We start from the raw sequence: 23,088 nt of genomic DNA, 5'->3' as shown, positions 1-23,088 counted from the left end.
TCTTCTACAATCGCAAACGCGTTCATTCTGCAATTGGGTATCTTACACCCGTTGAATACGAACAAATGTACGATCAAGCTGCGTAATTTTCTCGATTCTGGCTGTCCAATCTATTGACAGAGGTCCAGTCTTTCGGGCCTCGCTCCAATTACACGCTGAACTTCCGCAAAACAAACGGGGAATGAGGCCGCGCCGCCTCATTCCCCCGTGCGCTCGTGCTTCTTCCGGTATTCGTTCGGCGACTGGCCGACCATCTTCTTGAACACTTTGCTGAAATATTTCTCGTCCTGATACCCGATGATCTCCGCGATCTGCGCGATGCGAAGATTCGGGCTGAGCAGCAGCTGCTTCGCCTTCTCGATGCGGACCCGCGCGATGTAGTCGGAAATGTTCTCCCCGAACTCCTGCTTGAATCTCCGCGAAATATATTCCCGGCTCAGGTAGAACCGCTCCGAAATATGCTGCAGCGTCATCTCCTCATGGTAATGCCGCTCGATGTAGTCCGCGATGTCGCGGATGATGTTGCGCTCCCGCTGCGCCAGCTTGGCCAGCATGACGGAGAGGCGGATCAGATCCCGCGCCACCTCGTCTCGCAGGAGCCGGAGCGACAGCCTGCCGCTGTCGTCGAGCGGGAAGATCGGGCTGTCCGCATCCTGCGGCACCAGCGGCGTCGCCGACTCTTCATCCGGCAGAAACTCGCCGATACAGCGGGACTTGAACACGGTGTATTCGTGGTTCCACAGCTCCATCTGTTCGGCCGTAATGGAGCTGAGCGGCTCGATGGCGGCGATCCACTGGTCGGTGACCGATTCGATCTGATCTTCCCGGGCGCTGAGCAGGGCGGAGCGGAAATCAGCCTCGAACCGGCTGAACGGCAGCGGCACGAAACGCTGCGGCACGCCCGCGCCGTAATGCAGCATGCGCCCGGGCGTCTGCAGCAAATTCCGCTGCCGCAGGGCGGCCAGCGCCTCGCGGTACGAGTCTTTCAACCCGCCGGGGAACGGCTGCATCGTGCCGATTCCCGCATCCAGGCTGCCGCCCAGCACGAACCGGATGCCCTCGTTGATGCCGCGGATGCGGTCCTCGAGCGTCTCCGGCGAATGCCAGCAGACGACGACCAGCTCATGCGGGCTGTTCCAATGGCGGAACGCGTAGCCCGACCTGTCGCGCTGCAGCACTTCGTTCGCGATGTTCGTCAGCGAGAAGAACAGAAGGTCGAGGTGCGAGCCGAACTTGTCGCGGATGAAGCGCGGCAGCGTGTCGATGCTCATGACCGCTGTCCGGCCCGTCTCCGGCTTTGCCGCAACGCGGAATTCCCGCTCGAAATGCTCCGCGAACGATTCGTACTTCCCGGCTTCCTCGATCAGGCCCGAGAACAGTTTGTCCCAGTAGGCCGGCTTGATCCGGTTGATCTCGATGGAGCGGATCTGGTTTTGTTTTCGCGCTTCATTTTCCTTGTGCCAGCTCTGTACCGCCTTCGCCAGCGCTTCGTTCAGTTCGCCCTCGTCGATCGGCTTCAGGATGTAGTCCATGCCGCCGTATTTCACCGTGTGGCGGACGAAGTCGAAATCGTCATGCCCGCTGATGACGATCGTCTTCGCCTGGGGCTGATGCCGGTGAATCCACTCCAGCAGCTCGACCCCGCTCATCACGGGCATGCGCATATCGGTAAAAATGATTTCGGGCCGCTCGGCTTCGATGATGCGGACGGCCGACTCTCCTTCCGGCGCTTCGAACACCTCGTCGATCCCGTACCGCTCCCACTCGACCAGCAGACGGATGGCGTCCCGGACATGCTTCTCGTCATCCACGATCAGTGCTTTCATCGAACAGGCCCTCCTTCCCGCCGAGCGGAATCGAGATGATGACCTCGAGCCCGTGCGGCGCGCGGTTTTCCAGTCTCATCCGCACCTCGTCGCTGTAGAAAAGCCGAAGCCGGGACAAAATGTTGATGAGCCCGATGCCATCGTCTCCGCTCACCGGTTCGAACACGCTTTCCGTCCGGTTCAGGATGGCCTGAAGCTTCTCCCGTTCCGCTTCCTCCATGCCGACGCCGTTGTCCGCGACACGGATTTCGAGGACGGAAGGCTCCGCCATCCGGCAGACGACGGTGATTTCCCCGGGTCCGAGCGCCGGCTGGATGCCGTGCTTGAACACATTTTCCACGATCGGCTGCAAAATCATCCGGGGCACCTGGACGGCACCGGCCGCGTCATCCGCTTCGATCCGGTACTGCAGATTCTCATCGAACCGTTGCCGCTGCAAGGCCAGATACGACTGCACATAGTCGAGCTCCGCGGACAGCGGGACGCTCGTGTTGTCCGCGCGCATATGGTAGCGCATCATTTTCCCGAGGGAGGAAATGAGCGTGTACACCTTGCGGTCCCCGTGCTGCAGCGCCAGCGTGCCGATCGACTGCAGGGCGTTGTTCATGAAGTGCGGGTTGATCTGCGCCTGCAGCGCCTTGAGCTGGTTCGACTTGCTGGCGAGCTCCAGCCGGTATTCGCGCATGATGAGCTGATTGATCCGCTGCATTAATTGGTAAAAACGCTTGGACAGAATGCCGATCTCGTCGCTCCTGTCGATCGCCAGACCCGCGTCCAGATTGCCGCTTTCGAGCTTGTTGATGTAGCGCAGGAGCTGCTTGATCGGATTCGTGAACCGATAGGAGATGATCACGGCGGCGGTCGCGGCGATGATCAGGAACACCGACACAGCCAGGCTGTTGATCAGCGTCAGCTGCCGCGGGTCCCGATACAGCGTCTCATAGGGCATCCGTTTGACGAGCAGCCAATCCAGCCAGGGCGCTGACAGACTTTCGTAGATGTGAATGCCTTCGAACCGCCCGTCCTCGTAATGAAAATGGCCCCGATCCGCCGTCTGCTCCAGGATGCTCTGCACCCATGCATGCCCGCCTTCTTCCGCCGAATCCGCATCGGAAGCGAAGATCAGGTTGCCCTGCCGGTCGAGAATGTAAAGTTCCTCGCTGCCCGGGGTGTACAGCATGCTGCTGATCTCCCGGATCATGTCGGTCCGGATGTCGATCGACATGATGCCGAGCACTTCGCCGGTCGGCGCGTTCAGAATCTTGCGGTGGAACGAGAACACTTCCTTTGACAGATGATACGGAAATTTCGGCTTCTCGATGCCGTACTCATGGCTGGCATGCACGGCTTCGATCTGCGCGTCCCGCTCTTCATCCAGATCCGGGATGTACGTCTGCCCCGGGGTGCTGCGCAGCAATTTGTAGGCGTACCGGTACGAGTGGTCCTCCATGGCGGAGTAGAGGTAGATCTGCTCGATTTCCTTGACGGAGTTCGCCATGAACTGCAGGTTCCGGTACATTTCCCGCTCTTCCAGATACGACTGGGTGCCGTTCTGGATGAGCTGATAAAGGCTGTATTTATCGGACAGGTTGTTGTAGGTGAGCAGGGAGGCTTCGTTGATGCGTTCCAGATAGCCCAGCAGGTTGACGGCCCCTTGATGCATCAGGTTCGTATTTTCCCGGATATAATAGGACTTCACGGATTCTTTCGTGTAGTTGTAGGTGATCAGGATGGAGATCGAGATCGGCAGAACGATGGAGGCCAGGAGAAACGCGATCAGCTTGTTGCGCAGACTGCTTCTGTAAAACGTTTTCATCCCGCTCCCCTCTCGTTCCATCAGAAATCGTATTCAGTATAACAATTCGACATGCGCCTTGCCACTTGCAAAGATTGACGGCTTCGACATCAAAATATTGCACCTCTTTCATCATGAAAATCCGTGTTCATGCGCATACTTCTTCCTTATACTTTGCTGTACACAATGCCGGATGAGGGAGGAGATCGAATTGCAGCACAGAATGAAGCGGATTTCCGATGCCGTTCAGCAGCTGGTGTTTGTCGGTCCGGCGCTGTTGTTCTTCAGCCTGATTGTGCTCGTGCCGTTTCTCATGAGCTTCTACTACAGCCTGACGGACTGGAACGGCGTCACGACCCGGGTCGTGTGGACCGGCCTGAGCAACTTCAAACGCATTCTGCTTGAAGACAGCGAATTCCGCAATGCGTTCTGGTTCACCGCGCGCTACACGCTGGCCGCCGTCGTGTTCGCCAACGCGGTCGGGTTCACGCTGGCGCTCCTGCTCACCCAGCCGCTCAAGACGAGGAACGTGCTTCGCACCGTTTTCTTTCTGCCGAACGTCATTGCCGGGCTGCTGCTCGGGTTTATCTGGTCGTTCATCTTCGTGAAAGGGTTTGCCGCCATCGGGGAATGGACCGGGATCGGCTTCTTCAAGCTGCCCTGGCTGGGCACGGCGTCCACCGCGTTCTGGGGCATGGTCATCGTGAGCGTCTGGCAGATGGCCGGCTACCTGATGGTCATTTACATCGCAGCGATGATGAACATGCCGCGGGAACTGATCGAGGCGGCGAAAATCGACGGGGCGGGCCGCTGGAAGATGCTGAGGAGCATCATCGTGCCGCTCGTCATGCCCGCGTTCACCGTCTGCCTGTTCCTCACGCTGTCCTGGTCGTTCAAAGTGTTCGACCTGAACCTGTCCCTGACGAAGGGCGGTCCGTTCGGTTCGACGGAGTCGGTCGCCCTGAATATCTACAAGGAAGCATTCCAGAATAACAGGTATGGTCTGGGCACGGCCAAGTCGCTGATCTTCTTCGTCGTCGTCGCGACGGTGACGACACTGCAGGTCATCTACACGAAACGGAAGGAGGTTGAGGTATGATGGAGCAGACGCAGAGATACAACGCGCGCCTGCTTGCCATGGAAATCGCGGCGTTGCTGCTGGCGCTGCTGTTCCTCGTTCCGTTCTATTTCGTGGTCATCAACTCGCTGAAAAGTTTCGGCGACCTGATGCGCAACGCGGCCGGATGGCCCGAAGCCTTCCGCTGGGACAACTACGCGAGGGTATGGGAGATCATGAAGTTCCCGCGGGCGTTCATGAACTCGCTGCTCATCACCGTGCTGAGCAACGCCGGGCTGGTGATTATCAGCGCGATGGCCGCGTATCGGATTCTGCGGCGTCCGACCGTGTTCAACCGGGTGCTGTTCGTCCTGTTCATCGCCGCCATGGTCATCCCGTTCCAGTCGATCATGATTCCGCTGGTGAAGGTGGCTTCCGAAGTCGGGCTGATGGACAGCCGGTTCGGCCTGATCATCTGCTATTTCGGATTCGGCGTATCCCTGAACCTGTTCCTGTACCACGGATTCATGAAGTCGATTCCGCTGGAGATCGAGGAAGCCGCGGTTGTGGACGGCTGCACGCCGTACGGCGTGTTCTGGAAGATCGTGTTCCCGCTGCTCAAGCCGATGACGATCACGATCCTGATCCTGAACAGCCTGTGGATCTGGAACGACTTCCTGCTGCCGCTGCTCGTCCTGCATAGCGCGGACATCCGGACGATTCCGCTGCAGACCTACTCGTTCTTCGGCCAATATACGAAGCAGTGGGACCTCGCCCTCGCGGGGCTGGTGCTGGGCGTGGCTCCGATGGTCGCGTTCTTCCTCCTGATGCAGAAGCATATCATCGCCGGCATTTCCGCCGGCGCGGTCAAGGGCTAGGACAACAAGTTCCACTTTTTTGTTCAATATAGTCGGTTAAGCGCCAGAAGTCGTTGTCTTTACAATGGGATTGCAGCAAAATCAAATCATCAGGGAGGTCAACGGTTCATGAAAAAAAGAAATCTTGCGATGCTGGTGTTCGTGCTGATCCTCTCCCTCCTCGTGGCCGCGTGCGGCGGCAACGGCGGCGAAGGCGGCTCGGACGCGGGAAGCAACGCCGGATCGTCGGGCGGCGCAAGCGGCGGCGGATCGGGCGAGAAAGTCACCATCAAGATGTTCCAGTTCAAGGTCGAGATCGCCGAGCAGCTCGCCAAGCTGATTGAAGAGTATGAGAAGCTCCATCCGAACATCAACATCGAACTGGAGACGGTCGGCGGCGGCGCGGACTACGGCGCGGCGCTGAAGGCGAAGTTCAACTCCGGCGACAAACCGGACATCTTCAACAACGGCGGCTTCAGCGAACTGGATCTGTGGATCGAGCACCTGGAAGACCTGACGGACGAACCGTGGGTCGCGAACCTGGTGGACGCCGCCAAGCCGCCGATGACCAAGGACGGCCGACTGTACGGCATGCCGGTCAACCTGGAAGGCTATGGCTTCATCTACAACAAGGACCTGTTCGCCGAGGCGGGCATTACCGAAACACCGAAGACGCTGGATGAACTCCGGGCGGCCGCGCAGAAGCTGAAAGACGCGGGCATCACCCCGTTCATCAACGGCTACGCGGAATGGTGGGTGCTCGGGAACCACTTCATCAACATCCCGTTCGCCCAGCAGAAGGATCCCGAAGCGTTCATTCAGGGGCTGTACGACGGAACCGAGAAAATTCCGGGCAACGAAGTGTTCAAGCAATGGGCGGATCTGTTCGATCTGACGCTGGAATTCGGCCAGCCAAACCCGCTGCAGACGGATTACAACACGCAGGTTTCCGAATTCGCCATCGGCAAGGCGGCCATGACCCAGCAGGGCAACTGGACGCAGGTGGCGATCTCCCAGACGAACCCGGACATCAACATCGGTTTCCTGCCGATGCCGATCAACAACGACGCGGAAGCGATGGACAAACTGCCGGTCGGCGTGCCGAGCAACTGGGTCGTCCACAAGAACTCGCCGGTGAAGGAAGAAGCGAAAGCGTTCCTGAACTGGATGGTGACGTCGGAAATCGGCCAGCGCTACATCACGGAAGAGTTCAAATTCATCCCGGCGTTCACGAACATCCAGGCGGACGAATCGGTGCTGGGGCAGCTGGCGGCGGACATCATCCGCTACAGCCAGGAAGGCAAGACGCTGACCTGGAACTGGTTCAAGTTCCCGGGCGGCGAAGCGTCCAGCAACAAGTTCGCGGACGTCATGCAAGCGTACATCGGCGGACAAATCAACAAAGATCAAATGTTCGAGCGTCTGCAGCAAGCATGGGATGAAATGAGCAAATAATCGCGCGGCAAACAACAGCCGCCGATCTCCGGCCATGAATGGGCCGGGGGTCGGCGGCTTTGTCGTCTCTCACGGCAACCGGTATCCGCACCGTTCGGCCAGTCCCCCCAGCCAGCCGGGCAGGAGCCGCTGCAGCCAGAACGGCGGGGTTCACAGAAAGGTCGCACATCCGAATCCCCGAGCCCGAAATCGAAGCGCGGGATGAGATGAGCCGGACCGAGACAGTAGACGGAAGGAATGAGAGCATGAAGAGAAGGAAGAGGAAGAGAACGTTCATCATCCTGGGCGCGATTCTCGCCGTGGTGCTGTTGGTCGCCGGCTCTTATTTTTATACGAACATGACCTATATGGAGAAGCCGCTGAAGGCGATGCGCCATGCGGGCTTCACGGAGAAACAGGTAACGCTGGACGACGGCACGGTGATCAATTACGGGGAAGGACCGGCGAACGGCAATCCGCCGCTGCTCCTGATCCACGGCCAGGGAATGACATGGGAAGATTACGCCAAGACGCTGCCGGCGTGGTCCGAACGGTTTCATGTGTTCGCCGTTGACTGCCACGGACACGGGGAATCCGAATGGAATATGAGAACTTCAAGCAGCAGAACGAGATCGAGGACTATTTCGAGTATGCCTTGAAGCACAGCTACTGGCGGAAAATGTTCGGTGACTTCCTGTGGGATCGGTTCTCGAAAGACGCGGTCGCCTACCGCAAGAAGCATCCGGACAAGCCGGTGCACCTGTTCTATCTGCCGCCGCAGATCAACCGGATGTTCGAATCGATGACCTATCCGTATGATCACAGGTTCGGCGAGACGTTCTACGACAACCGCTGGTTCGAGGACTACAACCAGTCCGCGGTGCTGGCGAAGATCGAATGTCCGACCTTGTTCGTGAAGGCGAACACCAACTACGACGGCGATCTGCTGCTCGCGGCGCTGACGGACGAGGACGCCGAGCGCGTCGTGGAGCTGCTGCCGAACGGCAGGCTCGTGAAGGTGGATACCCCCGGCCATGACATCCATTACGACAAGCCGAAGGCGTTCGTCGACATCCTGGCCGGTTTTCTGGATGAAGTGACAGGCTGACAGGCGGGTATCAAGCTGATGGAATCGGGATATTGTGGTAATATCCATAGAGAAGATATGTGATCGGAGTGCGTATGCCGGGGATGTGAAGAATCGGTACGGCGAGGAGGTCGAAGCGGTGCACAGGGGGCATGTCGGTCATGACGGGATATTGGGCAAGAAACTGGAGCATTTATCAAATGGCGTAAATCGGCTGAAAGAAGCGCTTCTGGCGGAAGGTCTCCCCGAAGATTTGAAGCGGGATGCCGTAATCCAGCGATTTGAATTCTGCTTCGAATCGGCCTGGAAAACGCTGAAAGCCTGGCTGCGGGATGAAGGGATCGAGACCGCATCGCCCAAGTCAGCGCTCCGGGAGGCTTACAAACTGGGGTGGCTGGGCCAGGACCCTGATCCGTGGTATCCAATGTTGACGGACCGCAATCTGACCAGTCAAGTCTATAATGAAGAAATGGCTGCTGCCATCTATGCCAACATCCGGTCGTGCTACGCGAATTTGCTTGCCGAACTGGTTGACCGGTTAGGGGAGAATTTTGATGATGCCTGAACGGATCCTCGCCCGTCTGCAAGCCTTGTGCAGCGATACCCCGGCACTTGAGAGGCTGGTGCTGTTCGGCTCGAGGGCAAAAGGCACCCACAAATACAATTCCGACATCGACCTCGCCGCGTATTGGAACGGGAAGCCGCCCGCCGACTTCCACTCCCGTGTGGACGATGCGGTGGAGTTGTATTCGTTCGATCTGGTGGATGCGAACGCGGTGGCGAACCCGCTGCTGCGAGAAGAAATCGAGAAATACGGCGTGGTGCTGTACGAGAAGGAACGGCAGGACGAATAGGAAAGACCCGCGCGTTGCGGAGCGCGGGTCTTTCGCGTGCTCAGGACGGCTGTTGCGCGGCTTGGCGGGATTCGGCCGCAAGCCCGGCGGCCGTCGCCAGATAGATGGCGGTGAGGACGAAGGGCAGAACCGAAAACGCCAGTTGATCGAAAATGTAGCCCAGGAAGAACGATGCGGCCGCCATCGAGAGCGTGAGGAACAGGTACGTTCTGCTCCTGTAGATCCATATGTATGGCAGAAAATGCGATCCCGCCAGCAACCCGATGGCGAAGGGGATCAGCTCGAAATGCTCGATATAAATGACGATCCACAAGGGCAGGAAGAAGGCTTGGATGCCGCCGACGATACCGCTCAGCGCGCCCAGCGGATTTCGCGACATCAGGTCGGCTTTGAGCAGCCGGCCGAGCAGGAGCCCGAGCGGAAAAATGCTCCCGACCCCGAGCAGATAGCACAGGGCGAGCGTCTTGCCTTCGATGATGAGGCCGAGGACTCCCATCGCCAGCCAATACAGCGCGCCCGCGATGAAGACGGGGTAGCCGCCCCGGGCGACGCGGATCAGGTCGTCCTTGAGTTCGTCCAGCGTCATCTTCTGATAGTCCACGAGATGTCTCTCCTTTGCGGGAAGCCGCCAGTTTCGAAAGCGTTTCCAATATGAGTTGAAGAAAGCCGGCTTTTTGTGTTGCGCTGCCGCACAGCATAGATCGTAGCACAACGGCGAGGCGTTTTCCAGCGGGAGCTTGGGAAGGAAGCGCGGGTGGAAGCGAAGGGCTGAAAGCGGCGGAAGAACCAAGTTTCGTTGCGGCGAGGCGCATGTCGGCCTCTTGCGGACCGCGAATGCGCGCATTTGCGGTGTGTCACCGCAGACCGCCGTAAAACCGAACGTTCGTAAATTTGAAACATTAAATGTTCGCCTTTTCGATTGACATCCGCCGGAGTCGTTGTTACACTGTAAGAGGCTGAACATTTTTTAAATTGCATAGATCAATGCTCGTATAAGTCCGGGGATATGGCCCGGACGTCTCTACCCGGGAACCGTAAATTCCCGGACTACGAGCCAGCGGTAACAGTGAAGCGGGTTGCCCCGGACGGGGCAGCCTTGTGCTGTCTTGTCCGGATTCTGCTGCGCGCGGATTCATGGCGCGCAGGGGGCGGCGATTGCCGGCGAGGCTTGCTTCCCGCTGCATCCGCAGGCTCGTTGTCCGTCGACGTAGAAGCTCCTGGCTGGAGACGCGACGGATTTTTTCATGCCGGCGGTATCGTCGGGAACACTGAAATGGGATGAACAGACGGCGGCATCATGGATGCCGGCTGTCAGAAACAGTCGCTCAATAAGGCAGAAAGAAGGTACCTCATGGCACTGGTAGGCGTCATCATGGGCAGCAAGTCGGACTGGGAGACGATGAAGCTTGCTTGCGACATGCTCGAAGAGCTGGGCGTCCCGTACGAGAAGCGGGTCGTCTCGGCGCACCGCACGCCGGATCTGATGTTCGAATACGCCGAGACGGCGGCGGCGCGCGGCCTGAAAGTGATCATCGCCGGCGCGGGAGGCGCCGCGCATCTGCCCGGCATGGTCGCCGCGAAGACGACCCTGCCGGTCATTGGCGTGCCCGTCAAGTCTTCGAACTTGAACGGGCTCGACTCGCTGCTGTCGATCGTGCAGATGCCGGCCGGCGTGCCGGTGGCGACGGTCGCGATCGGCAATAGCGGCGCGGCGAATGCCGGCCTGCTCGCGGCGCAAATCCTCGCCGCTTTCGATCCTGAGCTGCAGCAGCGCATCGCGGAGCGGCGGAAGCGGATCGAGCGCGAAGTGCTCGAGAGCAGTGAGACGCTATGAGCGGTGACGCGATGACCTCCAACGTCCGCACGGAGCCGCGCACGATTCTGCCGGGCGCGACGATCGGCGTGCTCGGCGGCGGCCAGCTCGGCCGCATGATGGCGCTCGCCGGCAGCGCGATGGGCTACCGGTTCGTCGCGCTTGACCCGACGCCGGATGCGCCGTGCGGCCAGGTCGCCGGCCAGATCGTCGCCGCCTATGACGACGTGAAGGCCGCCCGCGAGCTGGCGAGCCGCGCCGACGTCATTACATACGAGTTCGAGAACGTCGACGCCCGCGTCGCCGCCATGCTGATGGCGGAATCGTATGTGCCGCAGGGCAGCGAGCTGCTCTACACGACGCAGCACCGGCTGCGCGAGAAGCGCGCGATCGAAGCGGCGGGCGTGCGCGTTGCGCCGTACGCGGAGATTCGCAGCCTGCAAGAGCTGCAGGAGGTCGCCGCCCGGTTCGGCTTCCCCTGCGTGCTGAAGACGGCGACCGGCGGCTACGACGGCAAGGGCCAATGGGTCATCCGCGGCGAAGCGGAGATCGAGCCGGCCTGGGGCGCCTTGGGCGAGGCGAAGACCGAGCTTGTGCTCGAACAGTTCATCCGTTTCGACAAGGAGCTGTCTGTCATCGCGGCCCGCAGCCCGCGGGGCGAGATCCGGACGTTCCCAACGGCGGAGAACGTCCACGTGGACAACATCCTGCACCTGTCGATCGTGCCCGCCCGTGTGCCGCAATCGGTGCAGCGGGAAGCGGAGGAGCTGGCGGTGCGGATCGCCGAAGGCCTGAACGTCATCGGTCTGATCGCCGTCGAGATGTTCTGGTCGGCCGAGCACGGCCTGTACGTGAACGAGCTGGCGCCCCGGCCGCACAACAGCGGCCACTACACGATGGACGCCTGCCGCACGTCGCAGTTCGAGCAGCACGTCCGGGCGATCTGCAATCTGCCACTTGGCGATCCCGGCCTTCTCACGCCGGTCGTCATGGTGAACGTGCTCGGCAAGCATCTGGAGCCGGTCGTCGCCCGGCTCTCGCAGCCCGACGAAGCGGCGGCGAAACGGAATGTCAAACCGTCCCTCCATCTGTACGGCAAGCGCGAAGCCGCACCCAAGCGCAAGATGGGCCACGTGAACGTCCTCGCCTCCTCGGTGGAAGACGCGCTCGCGTGGATCGACGAGACGAATATCTGGAAGGTGTGAACGAGAACAATGCTGGACCGTTACAGCAGACCGGAGATGCGGGCCATCTGGACCGAGGAGAACAAATTCCGCGCCTGGCTCGAAGTCGAGCTGCTCGCCTGCGAAGCGTGGGCCGAGCTCGGCATCATCCCGAAGGAAGACGCCCAGGCGCTGCGCCGCAATGCAGGCTTCGACATCAATCGGATTTATGAGATCGAGCAGGAGACGCGCCACGACGTCATCGCTTTCACCCGCGCAGTGTCCGAGACGCTCGGCCCCGAGCGCAAATGGGTGCACTACGGCCTGACGTCGACCGACGTCGTCGACACGGCGCTCGGCTACCTGCTGAAACAGGCAAACGCGATCATCCGGCGCGACATCGAGAACTTCATCGCTACCTTAAGGGAGCAGGCGCTCCGCCACAAGTACACGGTCATGATGGGGCGCACCCACGGCGTGCACGCGGAACCGACGACGTTCGGCCTGAAAATGGCGCTCTGGCACGAGGAAATGAAGCGTAATCTCGAGCGGTTCAACCATGCGGCGGACGGCGTCGAATACGGCAAAATTTCCGGTGCGGTCGGCACCTACGCCAACATCGATCCGTTCGTCGAGCAATATGTCTGCTCGAAGCTGGGCACGAAGCCGGCGCCGATCTCGACCCAGACGCTGCAGCGCGACCGGCACGCGGAGTACATGGCGACGCTGGCGCTCATCGCGACGTCCCTGGACAAGTTCGCGACCGAGATCCGCGCGCTGCAGAAGAGCGAGTTCCGCGAAGTCGAGGAGCCGTTCGCGAAAGGGCAGAAAGGCTCGTCCGCGATGCCGCACAAGCGCAACCCGATCGGCTGCGAGAACATTTCGGGCCTTGCGCGCGTCATCCGCGGCCATATGCTCTCGGCCTACGAGAACGTGCCGCTCTGGCACGAGCGCGACATCAGCCATTCTTCGGTCGAGCGCGTCATCCTGCCGGACGCGACGATGCTGATCAACTATATGTTGAACCGTCTGGGGAACATTATCAAAAACCTCACCGTGTTCCCGGAAAACATGAAGCGCAACATGGAGCGCACCTACGGCGTGCCGTTCTCCGGCCGCGTCATGACGAAGCTGATCGACAAGGGCTTCAGCCGCGAGCAGGCCTACGACACGGTGCAGCCGCGCGCGATGCAGGCGTGGGAGACGCAGCGGCATTTCCGCGACATCATCCTCGAGACGCCCGAGATCACGAGCGTGCTGTCCCGGGAAGAGATCGACGATTGCTTCAACCCGTCGTGGCATCTGAAGCATGTGGACACGATTTTTGAAAGACTCGGCTTGACCGGACAGGAGGCTTGAGGCGCGTCATGAACCGGCAACCTTTATCCACGGCCGTGGATCTGATCGACGCTCCGCTCGTGTACAAGGGCAAGGTCCGCGAACTGTACGATCTCGGGGAGCATTACCTGATCGTCGTCACCGACCGGATTTCCGCGTTCGACTACGTGCTCGAGCCGCCCGTGCCGTACAAGGGGATCGTCCTGAATACGCTCAGCGCCTTCTGGTTTGAGCAGACGTCCGCGATCCAGCCCAATCACGTCGTCCACACCGACGTGGCGAAGCTCGGCGGCGTCGCGAAGGATCCGGAGCAGCTTGAAGGCCGCATCATGGTGACCAAAAAAGCGCAGCGGATCGACATCGAGTGCGTCGTGCGCGGCTACATCACCGGCGGCGGCTGGCGGCAGTACCAGAAGACGCAGGCGGTGAACGGCATTCCGCTGCCGCCCGGCCTGCGCAAGAACGAGCGGCTGCCGGAGCCGATCTTCACGCCGGCGGCGAAGAACGACGTCGGCCACGACGAGGACATCCCGTTCGACGAGATGGCAAGGCGCATCGGGACCGGGCTGGCCGAAGAGCTGCGGGAGCGCAGCCTGAAGCTGTACGATTTCGCTTCCCGGTATTGCGAGGAGCGGGGCATCATCCTGGCGGACTGCAAGTTCGAGTTCGGTCTGGTGGACGGCCGGGTGGTGCTGATCGACGAGATTTTCACCCCGGATGCGTCGCGCTTCTGGGCGAAGGACCGCTGGGCATTGGGCATCGAGATCGACAGCATGGACAAGGAGCCGGTGCGGACGTATCTGGCGGGCAGCGGCTGGGACAAGAACAGCAAGCCCGATCCGCTGCCGGCGCACGTCGTCGAGGAGACGACGCGGCGGTATCTGGACATTTGCGAACGGCTGACCGGCGAGAACCCGGCGGAATCGATCACAGGAGGCGGAGAAACGCGATGAAAGCCACGGTGTACGTCACGATCAAGGAGAACGTTCTGGACCCGCAGGGAGCGGCCGTACAGGGTGCGCTGCATTCCCTCGGATTCAAGGAGGTCGGCAAGGTGCGGATCGGCAAATACATGGAGCTGACGCTCGACACGAATGACCGGAGCGAGGCGGAGGCGCGCGTGAAGGCGATGTGCGAGAAGCTCCTGGCGAACACGGTCGTCGAAGACTACCGATTCGAACTGGAGGGCTGAGCGGATGCGGTTCGCGGTCATCGTTTTTCCGGGCTCCAACTGCGACATCGACTGCTACAAGGCGGTTGAGGAGACGATCGGCCAGCCGGTCGACTACGTCTGGCACACGGCGACGGATCTGTCCGCCTACGACGCGATCATCGTGCCCGGCGGCTTCTCCTACGGCGATTATCTGCGCTGCGGCGCGATCGCCCGTTTCGCACCGGTCATGAACGAGGTGCGCAAGGCAGCGGAGGAAGGCAAGTACGTGCTGGGCATCTGCAACGGATTCCAGATCCTGACCGAAGCGGGTCTCCTGCCGGGCGTGCTGCTCCGGAACCGGGACTTGAAGTTCCGCTGCCATCCGGCGCTGCTCGAAGTGGTGAACAACGAGACGCCGTTCACGCGGGATTATGCGAAGGGCGAGATCGTCAACATCCCGATCGCCCACGGCGAAGGGAACTACTATTGCGACGAAGAGACGCTGGCGAAGCTCGAAGCGAACGGCCAGGTCGTGTTCCGCTACAAGGCGGGCGAGAACCCGAACGGTTCGGTAAGCGACATCGCCGGCATTTGCAACGAAGGCCGCAACGTCGTCGGCATGATGCCGCATCCGGAGCGGGCGGTAAGCGAGCTGCTCGGCTCGTCGGACGGCAAGCGGATGTTCACATCAGTACTCAGCGCATGGAGGGAGCGGCATGGCGCAACAGTTAACGGCTAAGGAACCGACGGCGGAACAGATCGCGGAGTATAAAATTTACCGGGAGTTCGGCGTCAGCGACTACGAGTACGACCTGATCTGCAAGTTCCTCGGCCGCAAGCCGAACTACACCGAGATCGGCGTGTTCAGCGTCATGTGGTCCGAACACTGCGCGTACAAGAACTCGAAGCCGGTGCTGAAGAAGTTCCCGGTTTCGGGGCCGCGCGTCCTGATGGGTCCGGGCGAAGGCGCGGGCATCGTGGACATCGGCGACAACCAGGCGGTCGTGTTCAAAATCGAATCCCATAACCACCCGTCCGCGGTCGAACCGTACCAGGGGGCGGCGACGGGAGTCGGCGGCATCATCCGCGACATTTTCTCGATGGGCGCAAGGCCGGTGGCGCTGCTGAACTCGCTCCGCTTCGGTCGATTAGACAACCCGCGTGTGAAGTATTTGTTTGAAAATGTGGTGGCGGGCATTGCGGGGTACGGCAACTGCATCGGCATTCCGACGGTCGCCGGCGAAGTGATGTTCGACGAGAGCTACGAGGGCAACCCGCTCGTCAACGCGATGTGCGTCGGCCTGATCGACCACGACAAGATCCAGCGCGGCGTCGCGAAGGGCGTCGGCAACCCGGTGTTCTATGTCGGGCCGGCGACCGGCCGCGATGGCATCCACGGCGCGACGTTCGCATCCGTCGAGCTGACCGAGGAATCGGAAGAGAAGCGCACGGCCGTGCAGGTCGGCGACCCGTTCATGGAGAAGCTCGTCATGGAGGCGTGCCTGGAGCTGATCGAGTCCGGCATCGTGCTCGGCATCCAGGACATGGGCGCCGCCGGGCTGACCTGCTCGAGCGCGGAAATGGCGGCGAAGGCGGGCAACGGCCTCGAGTTATATCTGGACGAGGTGCCGCAGCGCGAGGAAGGCATGACGCCGTACGAAATGATGCTGTCGGAGTCGCAGGAGCGGATGCTTTTTGTCATCGAACCGCAGCATGAGGCGAAGGCGCGGGAAATTTTCGAACGGTGGGGCGTCATCTGCGCGAAGGTCGGCAAGGTGACGGACGACGGCCGGCTGCGGCTGTTCCACAAGGGCGAAATCGTCGCCGACATGCCGGTGAAGGCTTTGGTGGACGACTGCCCGGTGTACCATCAGCGGTCGGAGGAGCCGGAATATTACCGCGCGTTCGCGAACGTGGACACGACGGCGTTCGAGGAGATTCGGGATCTCACGGGCGCATTGAAGAAGGTGCTAGCCTCGCCGACGGTCGCAAGCAAGGAATGGGTGTACAACCAATACGACTACATGGTGCGGACGAGCACGGTCGTGCGGCCGGGTTCCGACGCGGCGGTCGTCCAGGTGCCCGGCACGCGCAAGGCGCTCGCGATGACGACGGACGGCAACGGCCGGTACGTCTACCTCGATCCGGAAGTCGGCGGGAAGATCGCGGTCGCGGAAGCGGCGCGGAACGTCGTCTGCTCGGGCGCGGAGCCGCTCGCGATCACGGACAACCTGAACTTCGGCAGCCCGGAGAAGCCGGAGGTGTTCTGGCAGCTCGAGAAGGCGACGGACGGCATGGCGGAAGCGTGCCGCGTGCTGGGTACGCCGGTCATCGGCGGCAACGTGTCGCTGTACAACGAGAACGAGAAGGGCGCGATCTATCCGACGCCGGTCGTCGGCATGGTCGGGTTGGTTCGCGATCTGGATCATATTACGACGCAGGAGTTCAAGGCAGAGGGCGACGTGATCGTGCTCGTCGGCGAGACTTTGGCCGAGCTCGGCGGCTCCGAGCTGCAGTACGCGGTGCTCGGCAAGACGGAAGGCCGTCCGCCGCAAATCGATCTCGAGGTCGAAGCGCGGGTGCAGGGCGCCGTGCTGGAGGCGATCCGGAAAGGGCTCGTCGCGTCGGCCCACGACCTGTCCGAAGGCGGGCTCGCCGTCGCGCTGGCCGAATCGTGCTTCGGCCGCGGCCTGGGCGCGGTCGTGGACGTGTCGACGTCGCTCCGTCCGGATGTCGCGCTGTTCAGCGAGTCGCAGTCGCGGATTCTGCTTTCGGCGCGGCCGGAGAAGGCGGATGCGCTTGTTGGACTGCTGGCGGAGCGGGGCGTGGCTTATTCGGTTCTCGGCAAGGTCGGCGGTTCCGATCTGATCGTGAAGGTGAACGGACGGGACGGCATCGCGGCTCCGGTCTCGGAGCTGCAGAAGGTCTGGAAGGAAGCGATCCCATGTCTGCTGAAGAACTGAAAGGACTTACCCGATCCTGGGCCGAAGGCGGTTATTACAACGAGGGGATCGGGCGGGACGATCTGTTCGACAAGGTGCGTGAAGAATGCGGCGTGTTCGGGGTGTTCGGCATCCCGGACGCCGCCGCGCTGACCTATTACGGTCTGCACGCGCTGCAGCACCGCGGCGAGGAGAGCTGCGGCATCTGCACCGTCGACTCGGCGCGGCCGTTTGAATCGTTCGCCGCGCATCGCGGGATGGGCCTCGTGAAGGAAGTATTCACGAAGGAGGCGCTCGACGGGCTGCGCGGTGACCGGGCGATCGGCCACGTCCGCTACTCGACGTCGGGCAGCAGTGCGCTTGCGAACGCGCAGCCGCTCGTGTTCAAGTACCGGGACGGGGATCTCGCGGTCGCGACGAACGGCAACCTCGTGAACGCGCCGGAGATCCGGCTGGAGCTCGAGGCGGCCGGGTCGATCTTCCAGACGACGAGCGACACGGAAGTGATCGCGCACCTGATCGCGCGCTCGCCGCTCGACTTCGTCAGCGCGGTGAAGGCGGCGCTGCAGCGGGTCGTCGGCGGATTTGCGTTCCTCATCCTGACGAACGACCGCCTGATCGCCGCATCCGACCCGAACGGTCTGCGGCCGCTCTGCATGGGCCGGCTCGGCGACGGATACGTGTTCGCCTCGGAGACATGCGCCCTCGAGACGGTCGGCGCCGAGTTCGTGCGCGACATCTATCCGGGCGAGATGTTCATCCTCGGCGAAGGGAAGGACATCCGCGTCGAGCGGTTCGCGCCGCTGAAACGGCGGGCGGTGTGCGCGATGGAGTACATCTATTTCGCCCGGCCGGACTCGGATGTGGCGGGGATCAACCTGCACGCGGCCCGCAAGCGGATGGGTAGCCGGCTGGCGCTCGAATCGTTCGTCGACGCCGACGTCGTCACGGGCGTGCCGGACTCGAGCATCTCGGCGGCGATCGGCTACGCGGAGCAGACGGGCATTCCGTACGAGCTCGGGCTGATCAAGAACAAGTACACCGGCCGGACGTTCATCCAGCCGTCGCAGGAGCTGCGCGAGCGCGGCGTCAAGATGAAGCTGTCGGCCGTGCGCCGGGTCGTCGAAGGCAAGCGCGTCGTCATGATCGACGACTCGATCGTGCGGGGGACGACGTCGCGGCGGATCGTGAACCTGCTGCGCGAGGCGGGCGCTACGGAAGTGCACGTGCGCATCACGTCGCCGCCGTTCGCGAACCCGTGTTTCTACGGCATCGATACGCCGGATCGCAAGGACCTGATCGCAGCCCAGATGTCGGTGGAGGAGATCCGCAAGGCGATCAACGCGGACTCGTTGCAGTTCCTCTCGAAGGAAGGATTCATCGAGGCGGTCGTGGGCCGCATCGGGGCGGGAGCCGCCGTTCCTGTCGGCGCGGGTGCAGGAATTGGCGCGAGCGGCAGTGTCGGGGCCGGCGGTGTTGGCGACGTCGCCGGCGGAGCCGGTTCGGCCGCGGCTGGCGGCCGGGGGTTGAATCCGTCGCTGCTGGAGGGACTGGAAGCGGCGGGTTTGACCCCGGCCGAGTTCGAGGCGGCGCTCAGGATCAACGGCGGTATGTGCATGGCGTGCTTCGACAACGACTATCCGACGCCGATCGAGTTCGCGAAGCCTTCGCGGACGTGCAGTTGCTGAGCGGTCGAACGATCGTTGTGAATAAGAGAAAAGTTTGCTTCTATTTCATCCGAATAGGCGGAGTTGCCGGAGATAGGCGAAAATATTTCCACTAATTGCCTGTGAACGGCTGTGAACGGGTGAATTTGCCGGAATAGACGAAGAAATTTCCTCTATTTCGGGTGAGAATTGAAAATATGGAAGAATAAGCGTGGATCTTTCGCTTGTGCGCCTGGCCAAGCCAGGCATCGCAGCGCGTGGAATCAGGTAAAGGCCAACAAAGGAAGCGCCGTGAACAATGGTCAGGTGTACTGGGTGGTGGACGTCGACATCAAGGGGTACTTCGACAACATCTCGCATGAGAAGCTGATGAAACTTGTGGAGATGCGGGTGTCAGACCGAAAGATGCTCAAACTGATTCGCGGGTGGCTGAAAGTGGGGGTCATGAAAGATGATCAGTTTCATGAATCCGACATCGGGAGCCCGCAGGGCGGTGTCATTTCGCCGCTGTTGGCCAATATCTACCTGAACACTCATGATCTTCTGCCGGAAGAAGTACAAGAAGTGGTCGCTGAGACGATCCCGCTTCCACGAAATCCTGAGGGATGCCAGACTGCGGTCCGCTACCACGTGGCGAAGTACGTATTGCGCAAGGTGAAGAACGTCGGAAAGCCGTATGCGGGAAAACCGCTTGTACGGTTTGATGAGGAGGGGCTGGTCCCCCAGCCCTTTACTCTACATTGCTCCGGTCCGGACGGTGCGACGGGAGGGACCCATACCGCCCAGGCGTCCATCATCCGGAGCGGAGCCGCTTCCCGTTCAGCCCCGTGCAGGCCGGGACGGGACCAACAATTGCGAAGGAGTGACCCTGGTGTCGGAAGCGTACAAACAAGCCGGCGTCGACATCGCGGCGGGCAATGAAGCGGTCGAGCGAATGAAGAAGCATGTGGCGCGGACATTCCGCCCCGAGGTGCTGACCGGGCTCGGCGGGTTCGGCGCGCTGTTCGGCCTGGATCTGCAGAAATATGAGGAACCGGTGCTCGTCTCCGGCACGGACGGCGTCGGCACGAAGCTGATGCTCGCGTTCGCGATGGACAAGCACGATACGATCGGCATCGACGCGGTGGCGATGTGCGTGAACGACATCGTGGTGCAGGGCGCGGAACCGCTGTTCTTCCTCGACTACCTCGCCTGCGGCAAGGTCGTGCCCGAGCGCATCGAGGCGATCGTGAAGGGCATCGCCGACGGCTGCGAGCAGTCCGGCTGCGCCCTGATCGGCGGCGAGACGGCCGAGATGCCGGGCATGTACGGCGAGGACGAGTACGACATCGCCGGTTTCGCCGTCGGCATCGTCGACCGCAAGCGCATCATCGACGGCGCAAGCATCAAGCCGGGCGACGCGGTCATCGGGCTCGCGTCGAGCGGCGTGCACAGCAACGGTTTCTCGCTTGTGCGCAAGGTGCTGCTCAAAGACAGCGGCCTTTCGCTGCATGACATGCTGCCAGAACTTGGCGGCGCAAGGCTCGGCGACGTGCTGCTCGAGCCGACGCGGCTCTATGTAAAGCCGGTGCTCAAGTTGATCGAGCGCGTGGAAGTGAAGGGCCTCGCGCACATTACGGGCGGCGGGTTCATCGAGAATATCCCGCGCGTGCTGCCCGAGGGCGTGAACGTCGAGATCGGATACGGCTCATGGCCGGTGCTCCCGATCTTCAAGCTGCTGCAGGAGCGGGGCAAGATCTCGAACCGCGACATGTTCACGACGTTCAACATGGGCATCGGCATGGTCGCCGTCGTGCCCGCGGATCAGGCGGACGAAGCGGTCCGGACGCTCGCGGAGCAAGGCGTCGAAGCGTACCGGATCGGCACGGTGACGCCGGGCAGCCGCATCGTGACGTTCACGGGAGCTGACGTGTAATGGCGAAGCTCAAGGTAGCCGTCTTCGCGTCCGGCAACGGCTCGAACTTCCAGGCGCTCGCCGACGGCGCGCGGGACGGGCGGATCGACGCCGACATCCGGCTGCTCGTCTGCGACAAGCCGAGCGCGCCGGTCATCAAGCGGGCGGAAGCGGCCGGCATCGAGACGTACGTGATCCGGCCGCGCGAATATCCGTCGCGCGAAGCGTGCGAACGCGAAATTCTGATCGAGCTGAAGCGCCGCGGCGTCGAGCTGGTCGTGCTGGCCGGCTACATGCGGATCGTGACGCCGGTGCTCGTGGACGCCTACTACGGGCGGATGATCAACGTCCACCCGTCGCTGCTGCCGGCGTTTCCCGGCCTGAACGGCATCGGACAGGCGCTCGAATACGGCGTGAAAGTGACCGGCGCAACCGTCCACTTCGTCGACGGCGGGCTTGACACCGGGCCGATCATCGCGCAGGAGGCGCTGGCCGTGGAACCGGGCGACACCGAGGAAACGCTGGCGGCGCGCATCCACCCGGTCGAGCACCGGCTGCTGCTCCAGGTCGTGCAGCAGTTCGCGGAAGGCCGCATCCGGCTGAACGGGCGGCAAGTGACGATCGAATCTTGAGCGTGCGGGGTGGTCGAAAGCCGGCTGCAACGGAACAGCGTTCCGTTAGCAGCCGCAGATAAGGGCGGCCCCGGCGGTCGAATGCCGCCTGCAACGGCACGACGTGCCGTTAATTCGCCGCAACAACATGTGCGGACCGTCAATAACGGCACGGGATGCCGTTAATTGCCGTCATCGGCCGCCAAGACGGCCTCATGCCGCCCAATAACGGCACCTTGTGCCGTTAAATCACCGCGCCGCTCCGCGCTGGCAAGCGTTAACGGCACGGGATGCCGTTAACAGCCGATACCGTGACGGGCATGGCATCGAAACCAAACGAACGGGCACCTGCTGATCCGCATCGCGGGGCGGCAACGGATCCGCCCGGCAAAACCCAAGGATAAGGATGGGGACGATGAGCGAAATTTACGAACTGAACCTCCGGTACGGGATGAACCCGCACCAGAAGCAGGCGAAGCTGACGAACGGCGGCAAGCCGCTGCCGATCCGGGTGCTGAACGGCGAGCCCGGCTTCATCAACCTGCTCGACGCACTGAACGCGTTCCAGCTCGTGCGCGAGCTGCGCAAGGCGACGGGACTGCCGGCCGCCGCATCGTTCAAGCACGTCAGCCCGGCAGGCGCCGCCGTCTATTCGCCGCTGACGCCGGAACTGGCGAAGGCGTATTTCGTCGACGGCATGGAGCTGTCGGAGCTCGCGACTGCCTACGCGCGGGCGCGCGGCGCGGACCGGATGTCGTCTTTCGGCGACGCGGCCGCGCTGAGCGACATCGTCGATGTGCCGACGGCGAAGCTGCTGAAGCGCGAGGTGTCCGACCTCGTCGTGGCGCCGGGATATACCGAGGAAGCGCTGGCCATCCTGAAGGAGAAAAAGGGCGGCAAATTCCTCATCCTCGAGATCGATCCCGACTACGTGCCCGACCCGATTGAGACACGCACCGTCTTCGGCCTGACGATGCAGCAGGAACGGAACGACGCGGTGATCGACGATTCCGTTTTCGAGACGATCGTGACGGAGAACAAGGAGCTGCCGGAGAGCGCGAAGCGCGATCTGCTCGTCGCCCTCGTGACGCTGAAATATACGCAGTCGAACTCCATCTGCTACGCGCTGGACGGCCAGACGATCGGCATCGGCGCCGGCCAGCAGTCGCGCATCCACTGCACGCGCCTCGCCGGCGACAAGGCGGACCGCTGGTATCTGCGCCAGCATCCGACCGCGCTGAACATGAAATTCCGCCCGGGCCTGTCCCGCGCCGAGCAGAACAATGCGATCGACCTGTGGCTTGAGGACGTGCTGACGCCGGTGGAACAGAAGAGCTGGGAGCAATGCTTCGAAGAAGTGCCGCCGCGCCTGACGCCGGAAGAGAAGCGCGAATGGCTCAAGGGGCTGAAGAACGTTTCCTACGGTTCCGATGCGTTCCTGCCGTTCCGCGACAACCTCGACCGGGCGAGCCGCAGCGGCGTGAAATACGTCATCCAGGCCGGCAGCTCGCTGCGCGACGAAGAAGTCGTGAAGGCGGCGAACGAATACGGCATGGTTATGGTGTATTCCGGCGTCCGGCTGTTCCACCACTGATTC

General features: G+C 61.8%; 22 protein-coding genes and 1 riboswitch. Of the genes, 19 read left to right on the top strand and 3 right to left on the bottom strand.

Translation table 11 applies throughout. From position 1 onward, the window contains the following. Positions 1-197 precede the first annotated feature (197 nt). Positions 198-1,826 (bottom strand): response regulator, encoded by a 1,629-nt coding sequence (locus C6W55_RS17045; RefSeq protein WP_286894004.1) that lies wholly within the window; start codon positions 1,824-1,826, stop codon positions 198-200. After that, the gene (locus C6W55_RS17040) at positions 1,804-3,642 is read right to left on the bottom strand and encodes a cache domain-containing sensor histidine kinase (RefSeq protein WP_286894002.1); all 1,839 of its coding nucleotides are present in this window, start codon (positions 3,640-3,642) and stop codon (positions 1,804-1,806) included. Before C6W55_RS17040 ends, C6W55_RS17045 begins: the two co-directional genes overlap by 23 nt. Positions 3,643-3,844: 202 nt before the next feature. Here C6W55_RS17040 and C6W55_RS17035 point away from each other — a divergent pair, with 202 nt between their 5' ends. From C6W55_RS17035 to C6W55_RS17005, 7 genes are all read left to right on the top strand, one after another. Next, positions 3,845-4,720 carry a carbohydrate ABC transporter permease gene (locus C6W55_RS17035; protein ID WP_286894006.1) on the top strand — a complete coding sequence of 292 codons (876 nt, stop codon included), beginning with the start codon at positions 3,845-3,847 and terminating at the stop codon, positions 4,718-4,720. Next, entirely contained in the window at positions 4,720-5,556 is an 837-nt protein-coding gene (locus C6W55_RS17030; RefSeq protein WP_286894005.1) for a carbohydrate ABC transporter permease, read from the top strand. The genes C6W55_RS17035 and C6W55_RS17030 overlap by 1 nt, the downstream gene beginning before the upstream one ends. A 108-nt stretch (positions 5,557-5,664) precedes the next feature. Further along, positions 5,665-6,990 carry an ABC transporter substrate-binding protein gene (locus C6W55_RS17025; RefSeq protein WP_286893999.1) on the top strand — a complete coding sequence of 442 codons (1,326 nt, stop codon included), beginning with the start codon at positions 5,665-5,667 and terminating at the stop codon, positions 6,988-6,990. A gap of 245 nt (positions 6,991-7,235) precedes the next feature. Next, complete coding sequence (locus C6W55_RS17020; protein ID WP_286893998.1) at positions 7,236-7,628, top strand: hypothetical protein; 393 nt, start codon at positions 7,236-7,238, stop codon at positions 7,626-7,628. Then, positions 7,568-8,077 (top strand): alpha/beta fold hydrolase, encoded by a 510-nt coding sequence (locus C6W55_RS17015; protein WP_286893997.1) that lies wholly within the window; start codon positions 7,568-7,570, stop codon positions 8,075-8,077. The genes C6W55_RS17020 and C6W55_RS17015 overlap by 61 nt, the downstream gene beginning before the upstream one ends. Before the next feature lie 151 nt (positions 8,078-8,228). After that, positions 8,229-8,621, top strand: a complete 393-nt coding sequence (locus C6W55_RS17010) for an HI0074 family nucleotidyltransferase substrate-binding subunit (protein WP_286893996.1) — start codon at positions 8,229-8,231, stop codon at positions 8,619-8,621. Then, on the top strand, positions 8,614-8,910 hold the full coding sequence (locus C6W55_RS17005; RefSeq protein ID WP_286893995.1) for a nucleotidyltransferase domain-containing protein: 297 nt from the start codon (positions 8,614-8,616) through the stop codon (positions 8,908-8,910). Before C6W55_RS17010 ends, C6W55_RS17005 begins: the two co-directional genes overlap by 8 nt. Positions 8,911-8,950: 40 nt before the next feature. Here the strand turns inward: C6W55_RS17005 and C6W55_RS17000 are convergent, their stop codons facing one another. After that, positions 8,951-9,511 carry a DUF7010 family protein gene (locus tag C6W55_RS17000; protein ID WP_015255899.1) on the bottom strand — a complete coding sequence of 187 codons (561 nt, stop codon included), beginning with the start codon at positions 9,509-9,511 and terminating at the stop codon, positions 8,951-8,953. 367 nt (positions 9,512-9,878) lie between these two features. Further along, a riboswitch (purine riboswitch) is annotated at positions 9,879-9,980 on the top strand. Positions 9,981-10,261: 281 nt separating this feature from the next. Here C6W55_RS17000 and purE point away from each other — a divergent pair. The 12 genes from purE to C6W55_RS16940 all read left to right on the top strand — a co-directional run bounded on the left by purE (position 10,262) and on the right by C6W55_RS16940 (position 23,085). Beyond that, positions 10,262-10,744 carry a 5-(carboxyamino)imidazole ribonucleotide mutase gene (gene purE, locus C6W55_RS16995; RefSeq protein ID WP_015255898.1) on the top strand — a complete coding sequence of 161 codons (483 nt, stop codon included), beginning with the start codon at positions 10,262-10,264 and terminating at the stop codon, positions 10,742-10,744. Continuing rightward, positions 10,741-11,928 carry a 5-(carboxyamino)imidazole ribonucleotide synthase gene (gene purK / locus C6W55_RS16990; RefSeq protein WP_286893994.1) on the top strand — a complete coding sequence of 396 codons (1,188 nt, stop codon included), beginning with the start codon at positions 10,741-10,743 and terminating at the stop codon, positions 11,926-11,928. The genes purE and purK overlap by 4 nt, the downstream gene beginning before the upstream one ends. A 9-nt stretch (positions 11,929-11,937) precedes the next feature. After that, a complete protein-coding gene (gene purB / locus C6W55_RS16985) occupies positions 11,938-13,245 on the top strand; it encodes an adenylosuccinate lyase (RefSeq protein ID WP_286893993.1) in 1,308 nt (435 codons plus the stop codon). A gap of 8 nt (positions 13,246-13,253) precedes the next feature. Then, positions 13,254-14,177 carry a phosphoribosylaminoimidazolesuccinocarboxamide synthase gene (locus tag C6W55_RS16980; protein ID WP_015255895.1) on the top strand — a complete coding sequence of 308 codons (924 nt, stop codon included), beginning with the start codon at positions 13,254-13,256 and terminating at the stop codon, positions 14,175-14,177. Then, positions 14,174-14,416 (top strand): phosphoribosylformylglycinamidine synthase subunit PurS, encoded by a 243-nt coding sequence (gene purS / locus C6W55_RS16975; RefSeq protein WP_015255894.1) that lies wholly within the window; start codon positions 14,174-14,176, stop codon positions 14,414-14,416. The genes C6W55_RS16980 and purS overlap by 4 nt, the downstream gene beginning before the upstream one ends. Positions 14,417-14,420: 4 nt before the next feature. Then, positions 14,421-15,116 (top strand): phosphoribosylformylglycinamidine synthase subunit PurQ, encoded by a 696-nt coding sequence (purQ, locus tag C6W55_RS16970; RefSeq protein ID WP_286893990.1) that lies wholly within the window; start codon positions 14,421-14,423, stop codon positions 15,114-15,116. Further along, positions 15,094-17,340: a phosphoribosylformylglycinamidine synthase subunit PurL gene (gene purL / locus C6W55_RS16965; RefSeq protein ID WP_286893989.1), complete on the top strand. Its 2,247-nt coding sequence runs from the start codon at positions 15,094-15,096 to the stop codon at positions 17,338-17,340. Before purQ ends, purL begins: the two co-directional genes overlap by 23 nt. Beyond that, the gene (gene purF / locus C6W55_RS16960) at positions 17,322-19,007 is read left to right on the top strand and encodes an amidophosphoribosyltransferase (RefSeq protein ID WP_286893988.1); all 1,686 of its coding nucleotides are present in this window, start codon (positions 17,322-17,324) and stop codon (positions 19,005-19,007) included. Before purL ends, purF begins: the two co-directional genes overlap by 19 nt. Positions 19,008-19,175: 168 nt before the next feature. Next, a complete protein-coding gene (locus tag C6W55_RS18295; RefSeq protein WP_286893987.1) occupies positions 19,176-19,907 on the top strand; it encodes a reverse transcriptase domain-containing protein in 732 nt (243 codons plus the stop codon). Then, complete coding sequence (gene purM / locus C6W55_RS16950; protein WP_286893985.1) at positions 19,858-20,901, top strand: phosphoribosylformylglycinamidine cyclo-ligase; 1,044 nt, start codon at positions 19,858-19,860, stop codon at positions 20,899-20,901. Before C6W55_RS18295 ends, purM begins: the two co-directional genes overlap by 50 nt. Beyond that, positions 20,901-21,512, top strand: a complete 612-nt coding sequence (gene purN, locus C6W55_RS16945; RefSeq protein ID WP_286893984.1) for a phosphoribosylglycinamide formyltransferase — start codon at positions 20,901-20,903, stop codon at positions 21,510-21,512. Before purM ends, purN begins: the two co-directional genes overlap by 1 nt. 385 nt (positions 21,513-21,897) lie before the next feature. Further along, positions 21,898-23,085 carry a phosphoribosylaminoimidazolecarboxamide formyltransferase gene (locus C6W55_RS16940; RefSeq protein ID WP_353682053.1) on the top strand — a complete coding sequence of 396 codons (1,188 nt, stop codon included), beginning with the start codon at positions 21,898-21,900 and terminating at the stop codon, positions 23,083-23,085. Positions 23,086-23,088: the final 3 nt, after the last annotated feature.

It is taken from the genome of Thermobacillus sp. (genome assembly GCF_003390775.1).
Taxonomy (GTDB): Bacteria; Bacillota; Bacilli; order Paenibacillales; family Paenibacillaceae; genus Thermobacillus; species Thermobacillus xylanilyticus.
This window is presented reverse-complemented; position numbering and strand designations above follow the sequence as displayed.